Genomic DNA, 12912 nt, shown 5'->3' on the forward strand with positions numbered 1-12912 from the left:
CACGCATAGCAAATGTGTTTCCAGCTAAACTTGTCAGTCAAAAACAGAGTTGCTACGCCAACTTGTATCATTTTTATATTTGACTATATTTCAATATTTAATCAACAATCGGCAATGCAAATTATCGCAGTCAAGCTTGGCGTAGGCCGCTTTTTACCCGCCGGCATTCGGCTGCATAGGCGCTGCCCCAATCATACATCGCCTGTACCACCGGTTGCAGTGTGCGGCCGAATTCGGTGAGCGAATATTCCACTTTCGGCGGTAATACCGGATACACCTTACGATACACAATACCCGCTTCCTCCAGCTCACGCAGTTGCAGCGTCAGCATGCGCTGGGTAATCTCCGGTATCAAACGGTGTAGGGCATTGAAACGCTGTGTGTTTTGCAGCAAATGATAAACAATGGCCGGCTTCCATTTACCGCCGATAATGCTGAGTGTGGTGTTGACGGGGGTGCAGGGGTTGGCGGGCATATCAGGCTTTCTGTTGAGTGGTATCCGACTCTATTTTGCCACAGTATCCTTTTTATGCGTACTTACCTTTCAGACGGCATATTGATATAATGGATTTGTATTTAAAGTACAATTTTCCTTAGTGTGCAGTCGGCGGCAGTTGCTTGCTTTAGGTAGCGGTAAACGGAGCTGTAGTGGATTATGATTTGATGGTGTTTGTACAGGTAGCCGCAAATCTGTTTGGGACTGAGTTTCTGTGTTATACCCATTCATAAAAATAACCTAATTGCATTGGTTACCAGTTCTCTTCGAGCTCAGGTAGCCAATGCAATTAGGTTATTTTTATACGCTAATATTACACGCGGTGGCGGTTGGCTTCGGCCAGCATTTCGAGCATGGTTTCGGTGGCATCCCAGCCGATACAGGCATCGGTAATGCTTTGTCCGTAAGTTTCCGGTTTGTCTTGGCGGCCTTCGATCAGATGGCTTTCAACCATCAGCCCCATGATATTGTCTTCGCCGGCGTGCAGTTGTTGGGCGACATCTTGCGCTACTTCCATCTGGCGGGCATAGTCTTTGCGGCTGTTGGCATGGCTGCAATCCACCATCAGTTTGGGGGTAACGCCGGCTTTTTGCAGCTGTTCGGCGGCGGCCTTAACATGCTCGCTGCTGTAGTTGGGCTCTTTGCCGCCGCGCAGAATCACGTGGCAGTCGGGGTTGCCGGCGGTGTGCACGATGGCGGAATGCCCGGCTTTGGTTACTGATAAGAAGTGGTGCGGATGTGAGGCGGCGCCGATGGCATCGATGGCGATTTTCAGGTTGCCGTCGGTGCCGTTTTTGAAACCTACCGGGCACGACAGGCCGCTGGCGAGCTCACGGTGCACCTGGCTTTCGGTGGTGCGCGCGCCGATGGCGCCCCATGAAATGAGGTCGGCATAGTATTGCGGTGTAATCATGTCGAGAAATTCGGTAGACGCGGGCATGCCCATATCGTTGAGGGTGAGCAGCAGTTTGCGTGCCTGGCGCAGGCCGAAATTGATGTCGAATGTGCCGTCGAGATGGGGGTCGTTAATCAAGCCTTTCCAGCCTACGGTAGTGCGTGGTTTTTCAAAATATACACGCATCACGATGAGCAATTCTTTTTCGTATTTTTTGCGCAGCGGCAGCAGTTTTTGTGCGTATTCGAGTGCGGCGGCCGGGTCGTGAATCGAGCAGGGGCCGATAATCAGCAGCAGGCGTTTGTCTTCGCCATGCACCAGCCGGGCGATTTCTTGGCGGGTGTTGTGCACCAGCTCGGATGCGGTTTCGCTGATGGGCAGCTCGTAAAGGTGGGCAATCGGGGGCAGCAGCTCTTTGACTTCTTTGATTTTGATATCGTCGGTTTGGTGTCTTGGGGTCATCTTTGTTGTTCTTTTACAAGTTATACAATTGCTGCACAGCTTAGCGCTTTTCAGACGGCCTGACAAGGGAATCTGCGCTCGTGAAGCTATTTTATAGCGTAAAACTATTATTTTTGATTTAAATAGAATTTAAATAAGTTTATTTTCTGATTATTGGTATTTTATTTCACTAAATAAATTAAAGGCCGTCTGAAACTTTGCTTTCAGACGGCCTTTAACAGTGAAACAATCGGGTAAGTTGTGTGGCTTTTGCGGGCGGATTATGTCTATTCAAACAGTTATACCCATTCGACAGCACAAGCTGACTGCATCAGCTTGCTTGGGCGCAAGGCAAGCTCTTATTTTGCCAGCTCTTTATCGATTTCTTGATATAAGGCGCCAAAATCCGGCTCGCCGACAAAGGTTTTCAGCAGCTCGCCTTTTTTGTTGATGAAAAACGAGGTCGGGTAAACTTGGGTGCCGAATGCTTTGCCTGCGCGGCCCTCGGCATCATACATCACGGTAAAGGGCAAACTGCGCTCGGCCACATAGTTTTTCACGCTTGCGAGCGGGTCGAAAGGCTCTGAAATGGCGATAATCTGAAAGTCTTTGTCTTGATAATCTTTGGCGGTCTGCACCAGCTTGGGCATTTCGCTTACGCAGCCGGGGCAGGAGGGATACCAGAAATTAATCAGTGTAACCTTGCCCTGCAAATCGGCATTGCTCACGGTTTGGCCGTTTAAGTCGGGCAGTGAGAATTCGGGGGCGGGATGGTATTTGGGCCACAAGACGGCGGCTAATAAAGCGGCCACCACAACAGCGGCGGCCAGGGTGAGCATTTTTTTCATGGCTTGTGTTGGGTCAGCTTGGTCAGATAATCAAACAATTCGGGGTTCAAATCGGTGGCGCGGCCGGTTTCGCTGCTCACGGGCACTAAGGTGAGCTCGGCTTCCACGGCATTTTTGCCGGCGCCGGTCAGCACGATGTTTTGCGTCAATACCATTTGGCGGGGTTCGAGCTGCAAAAAGGCGGTTTCAACGCGCAATTCGTCACCGGCGGTTGCCGGGCGGCGGTAGCGGATATCGATACGCGCCACCACCATCATTTCGCCTTTGAGCAGCTTGAACAAATCGTGTTGTTCAAAAAAAGCCCAACGCGCTTCTTCGAGAAATTCGAGATAACGCGCATTGTTGACATGGCCGTAGCCGTCGAGATGGTAGCCGCGCACGCGGATAAGGGTGTCAGTCATTATTGAGGCCGTCTGAAAAATCAATTGAGGGTAAGCGTAAGCGGTTGGAATGATTCGCGCTCAAGCGGTTCGTGCGATAAATCGGTGAGCACGGTAGAGAGTTGGATATCAAACCATTCGTTGAAAATATCGGCATGCAGATCAGGCCACTGGCTTTCGTCTTCACACCAGTCGGCCAATTCGGCGGCAAAAATTTCTTCGAAGCGCGATTCGATTTCATCCCATACTTCTTCGGCGCTGTCGCAGGGGTTGACCAGATAGGCATTGGCATCGGCCTGCAAATCTTCCAGTGCAAAGCCGTTTAAATCCACTTCAGGCAATGACAGCAGCCAATTCCAAAACGGCTCCAAAGGCATCAAAATAAAGACGCTGCGGTTTACTTCATACATGGCCATACTCCTCAGTGAAATGGGCGGGCGCAATTGCCGGGCGGATATCCGGGTTGTGCCGCGATACGGTGTTTGCACCGGCACACACGTTATAACACAGTGATGCCCATCATAATGCGAAATCTTCGCTTCGTCATCCCGTATGCGGGATAAAAACGTAAAAAAGCAGGAGGATTCCTGCTTTTCCAACGCCGATCGCCGGTAAATTCAGACGGCATGGCTGCTCTGTGTTTCAGACGGCCTCAAGATGATTTATGCGTGTTCTGCGGCCGTTTGGTGCCTTTAATAAGCCAGGCGACTGTCGGGCTGCCACAAGCCGATAACGGCCTGATCCGTGTGGCTCTGCGGCTGCCATTCGTCAAGTTCGGCTGCCGGTTCGTCGGGTATCGCGGCTGTGTCTGCCGTATCTTGTGCATCGGGCGCAGCCACTTCCGGCGCCGGCTCGCTGCCGGCATCCACCAAATCATCGATATCGACATCATCGCCGGCGCTTTGCGGCAAAGGAGCGCCGGTTTGACCGGCACGCAGGCGCATATACATGTCGCGGGTGTAGGCATATTTGTCTACCGCAGCGGCATCCAGGCTGTCGGTAAGGTCGAGCAGGCCTTCGCGGGTATTGGCTGCGTTGAGTGCAACGGCACCGATGCGTGCAGCAGGTTTGTCAAACACGGCGTTTTGCACCGGGTACACGCTCACAATGGTGGTGCCCACGCTGTCGCGCACGGTAGAAGGCCCTAACAGCGGATAAACAAAATAATGGCTTTTTTTCCAGCCCCACGAAGCGAATGTGTCGCCCAAGGTATTTTTATTGTTGGGCATCTGGCCGGCATCGGCAATATTGATTAAGCCGCCGAGGCCGAAAGTGGTGTTGATGCCCACACGCACCAAATCTTCACTGGCACGCTTGATGTCGAGGCGCAAAACGTTGCTGCCGAAGCTGACCACATCGCGCAGATTATTGAAAAAATTGCTGACCCCGGTGCGCACCGGCTTGGGGGTAACGGCACGGTAGCCTCGTGCTACGGGCGTGAGCACATAGCGGTCGGCCGTGTCGTTGACTTTATACATTACGCGGTTGTAACGCTCGTAGGGGTCGTCCGGGTTGGTTTCGGCCCAAACCGGCTGGCTGGCGGCCAGCATCAAGGCAATGCAGGCGGCGCTGCGTTGGTGTTTCATACACTTACCCAATCTTTGATTTCATATAATTCGGCCAGCGCCGCCACTGAAGCGGGCACGCCGCGAAAACCGACCGCAGCGGGCTTGAGGCGCAAGGCGGTGAGCAACAGCGACACACAGGCGGAATCAGCCTGAGTAACGCCCGACAAATCCAGTGTGTGCACCTCATGGGCGCGGCATTGCTGTTCAAAGCGGGCATAATTGGCCGAAGCCACTGTTTTCACGGTAACCTCGCCGCTCAAATACAAAACGCCGTTGCGGCTTTCGCTGTTCATGGCTTATTTGCCGCCGTTGTTTTTGGTTTTCAATTCGGCGATCAAACCATCGATGCCTTTGCTTTTGATGGTTTCGCCAAACTGGTTGCGGTATACGGTAACCAGGCTGGCGCCCTCTACCGCCACATTATAAACGCGGTAGCGGCTGCCCGATTGATAGGTGGTGAAATCCATGTTGACCGGCTTGCCGCCGGGCTGAGCCACTTCGGCACGCACGATGATTTCTTTGCCGCCGCGGTTGACAACGGGGTTGTCTTTAACATTGACGCGGGCGTTTTTGAATTTCAGCATGGTGCCCGAATAAGTGCGGATCAGCAGGGTTTGAAATTCTTTGGTCAGCGCCTGTTTTTGCGCGGCGCTGGCTTCGCGCCAGGGGTTGCCGACTGCCAGCGCGGTCATACGCTGAAAATCAAAATACGGCAAGGCATAACTTTCAGCCTGGCGGCGCACGGTGGCATCATTGCTGCCGTTGGCTTTTTGCAGGATATTCAGCACCTGGGTGGCATTGCTGCGCACTTGGTTGACGGCATCGGCAGGGGCGGCCACAGCCAGGCCGATGCTCAATACGCCGATGCTCAATGCGCTGATCAGTGAAGATTTTTTCATCGTAGTCTTTCCTTGATATTGTTTTGATAGAATGATGCGGTTGTGTTTATTCGGCCGCAGGCGTTTCGGCGGGCGAATCGCTGCTGCTTTTCTCGGCAAAGCTGGTCATCAGACGGCCGATTAGGTTTTCCAGCACCATGGCGGAGCTGGTGATGGTGATGGTGTCGCCTGCCGCCAGATTTTCCTCATCGCCGCCCTGCTGCAAGCCGATATATTGCTCGCCCAAGAGGCCCGACGTTAAAATCTGCGCCGACACATCGCTGCTGAACTGGTATTCGCTGTCGATGTTCAGGCTGACTTTGGCCTGATAGTTTTGCGGGTCGAGTTGGATGCTGCCGACACGCCCCACCAATACGCCGGAGGTTTTCACCGGCGCTTTTACTTTCAAGCCGCCGATATCGGTAAATTCGGCATACACGGTATAGGTTTTGCCGGAGCCGCCCACGTTGCCGCCGCCGGCCACGCGAAACGCCAGAAAGCCGATGGCCGCCACGCCCAACAGCACAAACAAACCTACCCAAAATTCTAAAACACTTTTTTTCATCGTTTTACTCGGTAAACATCAATGCAGTTAAAATAAAATCAATCGCCAACACGGTTAATGCGCTCGACACCACCGTGCGGGTGCTGGCCCGTAAAATACCTTCCGACGTGGGCACGCAGTGAAAGCCCTGATACACGGCAATCAGCGTGACGGCGACACCGAAACACACCGATTTGATCAAGCCGTTGAACACATCATAGCCGAAGGCAATATTGTTTTGCATCTGCGTCCAGAAAATACCGCCGTCGAGCCCCAGCCATTGCACGCCGACCAAATAGGCGCCGTAAATACCGGCGACATTGAAAATCGAAGCCAAAAAGGGCATGGAAACCACACCCGCCCAAAAACGGGGCACCACCACACGCGCCACCGGGTTGACCGCCATCACATTCATGGCCTCAAGCTGCTCGGTGGTTTTCATCAGGCCGATTTCGCTGGTCATGGCGCCGCCGGCGCTGCTGGCAAACAAAATGGCTGCCAACACCGGCCCCAACTCGCGCAGCAGGCTGGCCGCCACCATATAGCCCAAAATATCGGCCGATTTGAATTTTGCCAACTGGGTGTAGCCTTGCAAGCCCAACACCATGCCCACAAACAGGCCGGACACGGCGATAATCAGCACCGACAATACGCCCGCAAAATAAATCTGGCGCACCGAAAGGCGCACCCTTTTCAGCGCCGTGCCCGACTTGGCCAGGATTTGGAGCAGAAACAGGCAGATGCTGCCCAGCTCGCGGATAAAGTTGAGGGTTTTCGCCCCGATGGTTTGGATAAAATTCATATTCGCTTAAAAACGGTTGTTCTCTTTTCAGACGGCCTGGGCGCTTTATCAGCGGCAAAAGCAGCTGTCGAACGCATAATCAGAATGCCGCAGGCCGTCTGAAACTTATTGACTGCCCAATAAAGCCTGTTGCAGGCTGGTTTGCGCCGGATAACGGAAGGCCACCGGCCCGTTGGGCAGGCCGCCGACAAACTGTTGCACCCACGGCGAATCAAGCTCGCGCATTTGCTCGGGGCTGCCGGAAAACATCACTTCGCCGTGCGCCAAAAAAATCACCTGGTTCACAATGGCCAACGATTGCTCTATATCGTGTGTCACCATTACGCTGGTCGAACGCAAAGCTTTGTTGGTACGGCTGATCAGGTGGGCAATCACGCCCAGAGAAATCGGGTCGAGGCCGGTAAACGGCTCGTCGTACAACACAATTTCAGGGTCGAGCGCGATGGTGCGCGCCAAGGCCACCCGCCGTGCCATGCCGCCTGATAATTCAGACGGCATCAGCGTTTCGACACCGTGCAGGCCGACAGCATTGAGCTTCAGCAACACCAAATCGCGAACCACCGCTTCGGGCAGCCCGGTCAGCTCGCGCATCGGAAACGCCACGTTATCAAACACCGACAAATCGGTAAACAGCGCGCCGTGCTGAAACAATACGCCCATCCGGCGGCGGTGTTCATATAATTCGGCGGCGCTCAAGGCGGCCAAATCTTTGCCCTCAACCAACACTTGCCCGCGCTGCGGGTGGATTTGGCCGGTAATCAGGCGCATCAATGTGGTTTTGCCGCTGCCGGAGCCGCCCATGATTGCAGCAAAATTACCTTGCGCGATTTTAAAATTGATATTGTTTAACACGCAGCGCTCGCCATAGGCAAACGCCACATCTTTCATCTCGATAAAGGGGGTAGTCATCAGCGGCTTACGGGTGTTTCTTCAAAGTATTGTATTTTAATGGTTTACAGCATATCGGGCAAATCATTTCGGCAACATGCAGATGCAAAGATACATCATTGTATGTAAACATGCCGCCGGCTCAATGTTTTGCCGGCGTGTTTAAAATACAACATTTTTAATATGAGGCCGTCTGAACAAGGTAATAATGCTTCAGACGGCCTGCTTGATGTGTGCGGTTTGTCGGCAATATCTGCCACAGCAGCTGCTTTTTTTAAGGCGCATCCTTGTCTGTATCATCATCGGCCTGCGGCAGATCGGGCTTATCTTTCAGCACATCGGTAACGGTTTGCGTTACCGGGTTGATGCCCGACTGTTCGCGCACGATTGCCCGCTGGCGCTCGGTTAGCGGCGCATTTACCGCCACGGCATCGTTTTCGCGCGCTTGTTCGGCTTCTTCAAAGCTTTCATAAGGTTGCGGTTTCATTTTGCTCAAATCGGGTTTGTTTTGCTCAGCCATCTTTTATGCTCCTTTATTAGGGTGTCCTGACCATTCATATATCATCATCTTTTTTGCGCTGAAAATGCATCTGCTGCGTTAAAAAGCCTCGCAAGATGTCCAATCTTGCTGCGTTTTTTGCCTGGCATCTACATTTTCAGGAACAAAAATCCCCTCGTCAACGACACATCAGGACACCCTAGCATGGTGTTGCGCCATGGTTAATGCGGTATCGACCGCCACAATCAGGCTGCCCGAATCGGCGCGGCCGCTGCCGGCCAGTGCCAGCGCTGTGCCGTGATCGACCGAAGTGCGCACAAACGGCAGCCCCAGCGTGATGTTGACGCCTTTGCCGAAACTGGCGTATTTCAACACCGGCAAACCCTGGTCGTGATACATGGCCAACACCGCATCGGCGCCTTGCAGCATAAACGGCTGAAACAAGGTGTCGGCCGGATACGGGCCGTGGATATTCATGCCGCTTTCACGCAAACGCGCCAACGCCGGCGAAATCACATCGATTTCTTCGTGCCCCAGATGGCCGCCTTCGCCCGCATGCGGATTGAGGCCGGTAACCAGGATATTCGGATTTTCCACCCCGAATTTGCTGCTCAAATCTTGTGCCAGAATGGTGGCCACCGATTCCACCAACGCGCCGTCGATGGCGGCAGCAATGTCTTTCAGTGGCAGGTGTGTGGTGACCAGCGCCACCCGCAGGCCGCCGCCTGCCAGCATCATCACCACCTGTTCGGCGCCGCTCTTTTCGGCCAGATATTCGGTGTGGCCGCTGAAAGGCACGCCGGCATCGTTGATGATGCCTTTGTGCAGGGGTGCGGTTACCATGGCGGCAAATTCGCCCGTTTGCACGCCTTCGTAAGCACGATCGAGCAACGAAAGCACATAAGCGGCGTTTTCCCGCGCCAACACACCCGTTTCGCACGGCACGCGCAACGGGATATGCAGCACTTCCAATACACCCGCCTCAGGTGCTTGCGCGGCATCATAATCGCATATCCGCACTTCTTTGCCCAACGCCGCCGCACGCGCCTGCAATAAGGTTTTATCGCCCAACACCACGCAGCGGCAGGGCAAATCGGCGGCGGGCAGATCTAAGCAGATATCCGGCCCGACACCGGCCGGCTCGCCGCTGGTTACGGCCAAAACAGGAAGATGATTCATGGAAACGGCTTTCAAAAAAGGTTGGTGTCATTATAGCAAAGCCGCCGGGCATGCAAAGCGATTTCCGCTGCTGCCGCTGTCAGGGTGTTCTGACTATTCATATATCATTATGTTTTTTGCACTATAGATTCGGCAATTTTAATTCTAAAAATCTTTTGTTAATTTCTTTTTAAAACAATTAGATTGATTTAAAAAATTCAGTTATTTAATTGCCGTTTCTATAAAAGCACATCTGCTGCGTTAAAAAGCCTCGCAAGATACCCAATCTTGCTGCGTTTTTTGCCTTGCATCTGTACTTTTATCACAAAAAATCTGAGTCATTCTGAATGGTCAGGACACCCCAGCGGCAGATGGTTTGCCATCTTGTTTATCATTGAATAGACAAAGGCCGTCTGAAAGCGTTCAGACGGCCTTTGCGGCTTATTTTGTTTTTGTTAAAAATAGATTTAAAAATACTTGAAGGCCGTCTGAATCATCTGTTTTACAGATTCCGTTGTCGCTTATGCTCATTCATAAAAGTCAGTAAACCAGCTGGCAAACCGAAGAAAGTCCGCTTCGCACTCAGGCGGGCCAACGCTGTTAGGTTATTTATTAGGGTGTCCTGACCATTCAGAATGACTCAGGACACCCTAGCCCGCTGCTTTCAAGCGCAGCATTTCCTGCAACATGGCCGGGCGGTTGGCGGCATAAGTTTGCCGCACTTCTGCCATCCGCACGCCCATCGGCTCGCGTACGGCAGGAAAGCGGTCATACAGGTGGTTGAGTTTTTTCACCCATTTGGCGTAGTGCTTGCGCTCTTTTAAGCTCACTGTGGCGGCCATGGTCAAATCCAGCCAGTTTAATGCCGCCGCGCTTTGCTGCGTTTCGTTCAGACGGCCTATGTATTGCTCCAGCAAATATTCTTTCTGTGTCTGTTGCAGCAGGCGGCATAGCTTTTCGCTGCAATTTTCTAATGTATAAAGCTGTGCCAACGCATCTTCTGATACCGGCTGCTGTTGCAATTTCTGCTCCTGCCGCGCCCATGCCTGCGGCCATTCCTGCTCGGGCAGCAAGGTTTTCCAGCGGCGGTAATAAGCTTCATCAATCTGATTATCGCCAAACGCCAGCGCTTTGGCATAGTCACACGCAGCTTGCTGTTGCCCGGTTTGTTCGGCGATTTCCAGCAATAAAGCCGACCATTGCCGCGTTTCTTGGTTCGGGTTTTGTTGCAGCGCCTGTTTCAGCAATTTTTCGGCCGCCTGCCATTGCTGTTGCGCCATTAATTGATCGACTGCGATTCGGCGCATTTTCGGATAACGCAGCATAGTTTGCATCCATACCTGCGCCCGCGCCTCGTCGATAACGGCCAATACTTGATATTTGCGCACGGCCAAATCTTCACGCTGATAGCCGTTATCCCGCTTTAAGTTTGCCCACTCCTGCTCCAGCCAGATCAATACTTCATCTGCACGCCCGAAAGCACACAATGCTTCTTGCCACAGCAACGAGGCTTCCTCAACGGCAATCCAATGGGTTTCACGGTCATCCATCATTTTGCGCCAAAATTTTTCAATTTTTACCCGCAGCTTGGCATCGCCCTGTCGGTGCAGCCGCCCGCTGGTTTCGATGCAGTAAAATATCAAATCGCCCAAATAGCCGCCTGAATCGTCTGAGCGCTGGATGATGCTGTTCAAACGCTGATACACCTTATGATAAACCGCAAACCTATCGGCGGTATCCAGCCCGGCGGCCTGCTCCAGCAACGCCCACACTTCATTGCCCAAACGGCCGCTTTCATGATAATCACAACCGCGCGCATAACGGCGAAACAGCGCGGTGGCCGTATCCAGCAAATCCTGCGCCGCGGCAGTATTCGCCGGCGGCTGCAATACCCGCAGCTTGCGCGGCGGTTTTTCCGCTACGTTGGGCGCAGGCAGTTGATCTGCCGACAGCGCATACCACACCGCCGCGATGTGTTTGCACAAGCCATCATACGGGCAATCACACAAAGCCTGTTTCAAAGCGCCGTTGTCGAAAAAACGCAGTTGCACCCGATACACCTGCGCCGCCTGACTGCCCGATACCTGCGCCAGCCAAGCGCCATCCGCCTGCTGCTGCATCGAGACAACCTTGCCGCGGCGGCAATAATCTGCACCGCGTTCGGCGATAGTGGTGCCGAGCACGGCGGCAATCGGGTCGGGTGCGGACATATATAGAATCCTTCTGAATAAAATATATTTTGTAAAGATAACAGAAATCAGCGCGAGATACACAGCGGCATTAGGGTTTCAGCACACTACAATTTATGCCGCTACGCTTACTCAATTAGCTAACCTGATTGACTAAACGAATTTGAGTTAATATAATGAATTCAACACGGCTCCCCTCAGTCTCGCTGTATAGCAGATTGCTGGGGAGTTTTTTCTTGGCTGTATATTCTCTAAAGTTGCCAAAATTTTTGCCAGCTTTCAGGCTCCCCCATCCCTCGCAAATTCAAGCCAATATGACCCAAGGCGGGAAATGCCTCCAAATGATTTTTCATTCGGACAGACCAAGTGGAGTTAGGGTTAATCTTCTTGACCATATGATTACATATAAAAAACAATAAAAAACAGCGGGCCCTTGCATGTGCGTCATCTTTAAAAAGCCTTACCCAAGGCAATTGGTCTTCAGAGGGCAGTTTCGGCTGATCGACAATATTGCGGTTCCATAATCTGCTATGGTGCGCACAAACATTACGCAGATAATTCAAACTTCTCAACCAAGTGGCAAATATCCGCCCGTTTTCCAAACCATATTTTTGTGCAATCTCATCTTGTTCACTTTCCTTCATGCCGCTGAACAAGATTGACATCGTACCAAAATCCCAAACTTCACAAGCTACCCATATCGCAAGGGGTAGCCCATATTTCTCTTTATTGTGTCTGACAAATTCTTCTTTTGAACGGCTGATTAATTGGGCATGCTTGCCAAGCCAAGTGTGATGCAGGCTTAGTCCTGTTTTTTTTATCCAGCTCAGAACAAAATTTCTCATGTAGGCAAGCCGGTTTCAAATAAGCAAATTTATTCAGCTTGCCCAAAGCATAGGCTATATCAACGCGGACGGAAATCTCAATCCTTTCCAATGCATCTGTAGCCAGCAAACGCAATTGTTTGTCGAAAATATATAAAGCTACTGCATTTTCAAAACTGGCGCCTCTTTTAAAGTCATCCATGACCATTTTTTTGACTTTAAGCTTTTGCGGCTTTTGAAAATTTTGCAGTTCACTATACTCACCACTCAATTCACGCATGGCATAGAAATAGCCGCTCAACCGGTAATAGCCGATACGCTCCAAATATTCCGCTGCCTTTGTATCATCTGAAATCGCCAAGCCCCTGGATTTAAGTAATGCTATTTGCTCCGCGAGACTTTTCCATGTTTTAGGATATGACATTCCTTCCCCTTTATTACCCAAATATTGGTCCTCCGACCCATTCTCCTGAATAAATAGCCGGTGCTGCCTGATGTCCGG

Annotated in this window: 16 protein-coding genes; all 16 read right to left on the minus strand. The window is 52.0% G+C overall.

Going from position 1 to position 12912, the window contains the following annotated elements; genetic code table 11:
* Positions 1-130: 130 nt before the first annotated feature.
* Positions 131-475, minus strand: a complete 345-nt coding sequence (locus LVJ83_RS13470; protein WP_244785150.1) for a winged helix-turn-helix transcriptional regulator — start codon at positions 473-475, stop codon at positions 131-133.
* Positions 476-809: 334 nt separating this feature from the next.
* Positions 810-1853 carry a 3-deoxy-7-phosphoheptulonate synthase AroG gene (gene aroG, locus LVJ83_RS13480; RefSeq protein ID WP_244785151.1) on the minus strand — a complete coding sequence of 348 codons (1044 nt, stop codon included), beginning with the start codon at positions 1851-1853 and terminating at the stop codon, positions 810-812.
* A gap of 338 nt (positions 1854-2191) precedes the next feature.
* Positions 2192-2680 (minus strand): peroxiredoxin family protein, encoded by a 489-nt coding sequence (locus tag LVJ83_RS13485; RefSeq protein WP_244785152.1) that lies wholly within the window; start codon positions 2678-2680, stop codon positions 2192-2194.
* Entirely contained in the window at positions 2677-3081 is a 405-nt protein-coding gene (locus LVJ83_RS13490) for an acyl-CoA thioesterase (protein WP_244785153.1), read from the minus strand. Before LVJ83_RS13490 ends, LVJ83_RS13485 begins: the two co-directional genes overlap by 4 nt.
* Positions 3082-3101: 20 nt before the next feature.
* Positions 3102-3470 (minus strand): VacJ, encoded by a 369-nt coding sequence (locus LVJ83_RS13495; RefSeq protein WP_244785154.1) that lies wholly within the window; start codon positions 3468-3470, stop codon positions 3102-3104.
* A 282-nt stretch (positions 3471-3752) separates the two neighbouring features.
* Positions 3753-4646 (minus strand): MlaA family lipoprotein, encoded by an 894-nt coding sequence (locus LVJ83_RS13500; protein WP_244785155.1) that lies wholly within the window; start codon positions 4644-4646, stop codon positions 3753-3755.
* On the minus strand, positions 4643-4921 hold the full coding sequence (locus LVJ83_RS13505) for an STAS domain-containing protein (RefSeq protein ID WP_244785156.1): 279 nt from the start codon (positions 4919-4921) through the stop codon (positions 4643-4645). Before LVJ83_RS13505 ends, LVJ83_RS13500 begins: the two co-directional genes overlap by 4 nt.
* A 3-nt stretch (positions 4922-4924) precedes the next feature.
* Positions 4925-5527, minus strand: coding sequence for an MlaC/ttg2D family ABC transporter substrate-binding protein (locus tag LVJ83_RS13510; RefSeq protein WP_244785157.1), 603 nt, complete (start codon positions 5525-5527; stop codon positions 4925-4927).
* A gap of 46 nt (positions 5528-5573) precedes the next feature.
* Positions 5574-6071 carry an outer membrane lipid asymmetry maintenance protein MlaD gene (gene mlaD / locus LVJ83_RS13515; protein WP_244785158.1) on the minus strand — a complete coding sequence of 166 codons (498 nt, stop codon included), beginning with the start codon at positions 6069-6071 and terminating at the stop codon, positions 5574-5576.
* Positions 6072-6075: 4 nt separating this feature from the next.
* Positions 6076-6852: a lipid asymmetry maintenance ABC transporter permease subunit MlaE gene (gene mlaE / locus LVJ83_RS13520; protein WP_244785159.1), complete on the minus strand. Its 777-nt coding sequence runs from the start codon at positions 6850-6852 to the stop codon at positions 6076-6078.
* A 105-nt stretch (positions 6853-6957) separates the two neighbouring features.
* Positions 6958-7764: an ABC transporter ATP-binding protein gene (locus LVJ83_RS13525; RefSeq protein WP_244787796.1), complete on the minus strand. Its 807-nt coding sequence runs from the start codon at positions 7762-7764 to the stop codon at positions 6958-6960.
* Between the two features lie 250 nt (positions 7765-8014).
* On the minus strand, positions 8015-8260 hold the full coding sequence (locus LVJ83_RS13530) for a cytochrome-c oxidase (protein WP_244785160.1): 246 nt from the start codon (positions 8258-8260) through the stop codon (positions 8015-8017).
* A 168-nt stretch (positions 8261-8428) separates the two neighbouring features.
* Entirely contained in the window at positions 8429-9418 is a 990-nt protein-coding gene (gene pdxA / locus LVJ83_RS13535; protein WP_244785161.1) for a 4-hydroxythreonine-4-phosphate dehydrogenase PdxA, read from the minus strand.
* A gap of 629 nt (positions 9419-10047) precedes the next feature.
* Positions 10048-11607 carry an SWIM zinc finger family protein gene (locus LVJ83_RS13540; protein ID WP_244785162.1) on the minus strand — a complete coding sequence of 520 codons (1560 nt, stop codon included), beginning with the start codon at positions 11605-11607 and terminating at the stop codon, positions 10048-10050.
* 230 nt (positions 11608-11837) lie between these two features.
* Positions 11838-12431 (minus strand): Abi family protein, encoded by a 594-nt coding sequence (locus LVJ83_RS13545; RefSeq protein ID WP_244785163.1) that lies wholly within the window; start codon positions 12429-12431, stop codon positions 11838-11840.
* A complete protein-coding gene (locus LVJ83_RS13550; RefSeq protein WP_244785164.1) occupies positions 12313-12834 on the minus strand; it encodes an Abi family protein in 522 nt (173 codons plus the stop codon). Before LVJ83_RS13550 ends, LVJ83_RS13545 begins: the two co-directional genes overlap by 119 nt.
* Between the last annotated feature and the right edge of the window lie 78 nt (positions 12835-12912).

Origin of the sequence: Uruburuella testudinis (genome assembly GCF_022870865.1) — a bacterium.
GTDB classification, from domain to species: Bacteria; Pseudomonadota; Gammaproteobacteria; order Burkholderiales; family Neisseriaceae; genus Neisseria; species Neisseria testudinis.

Coding starts and splice junctions, on each gene's coding strand:
- LVJ83_RS13470 (WP_244785150.1), bottom strand. CDS start 475: ATGCCCGCCAACCCCTGCACCCCCGTCAACACCACACTCAGCATTATC.
- aroG (WP_244785151.1), bottom strand. CDS start 1,853: ATGACCCCAAGACACCAAACCGACGATATCAAAATCAAAGAAGTCAAA.
- LVJ83_RS13485 (WP_244785152.1), bottom strand. CDS start 2,680: ATGAAAAAAATGCTCACCCTGGCCGCCGCTGTTGTGGTGGCCGCTTTA.
- LVJ83_RS13490 (WP_244785153.1), bottom strand. CDS start 3,081: ATGACTGACACCCTTATCCGCGTGCGCGGCTACCATCTCGACGGCTAC.
- LVJ83_RS13495 (WP_244785154.1), bottom strand. CDS start 3,470: ATGTATGAAGTAAACCGCAGCGTCTTTATTTTGATGCCTTTGGAGCCG.
- LVJ83_RS13500 (WP_244785155.1), bottom strand. CDS start 4,646: ATGAAACACCAACGCAGCGCCGCCTGCATTGCCTTGATGCTGGCCGCC.
- LVJ83_RS13505 (WP_244785156.1), bottom strand. CDS start 4,921: ATGAACAGCGAAAGCCGCAACGGCGTTTTGTATTTGAGCGGCGAGGTT.
- LVJ83_RS13510 (WP_244785157.1), bottom strand. CDS start 5,527: ATGAAAAAATCTTCACTGATCAGCGCATTGAGCATCGGCGTATTGAGC.
- mlaD (WP_244785158.1), bottom strand. CDS start 6,071: ATGAAAAAAAGTGTTTTAGAATTTTGGGTAGGTTTGTTTGTGCTGTTG.
- mlaE (WP_244785159.1), bottom strand. CDS start 6,852: ATGAATTTTATCCAAACCATCGGGGCGAAAACCCTCAACTTTATCCGC.
- LVJ83_RS13530 (WP_244785160.1), bottom strand. CDS start 8,260: ATGGCTGAGCAAAACAAACCCGATTTGAGCAAAATGAAACCGCAACCT.
- pdxA (WP_244785161.1), bottom strand. CDS start 9,418: ATGAATCATCTTCCTGTTTTGGCCGTAACCAGCGGCGAGCCGGCCGGT.
- LVJ83_RS13540 (WP_244785162.1), bottom strand. CDS start 11,607: ATGTCCGCACCCGACCCGATTGCCGCCGTGCTCGGCACCACTATCGCC.
- LVJ83_RS13545 (WP_244785163.1), bottom strand. CDS start 12,431: ATGAGAAATTTTGTTCTGAGCTGGATAAAAAAAACAGGACTAAGCCTG.
- LVJ83_RS13550 (WP_244785164.1), bottom strand. CDS start 12,834: ATGTCATATCCTAAAACATGGAAAAGTCTCGCGGAGCAAATAGCATTA.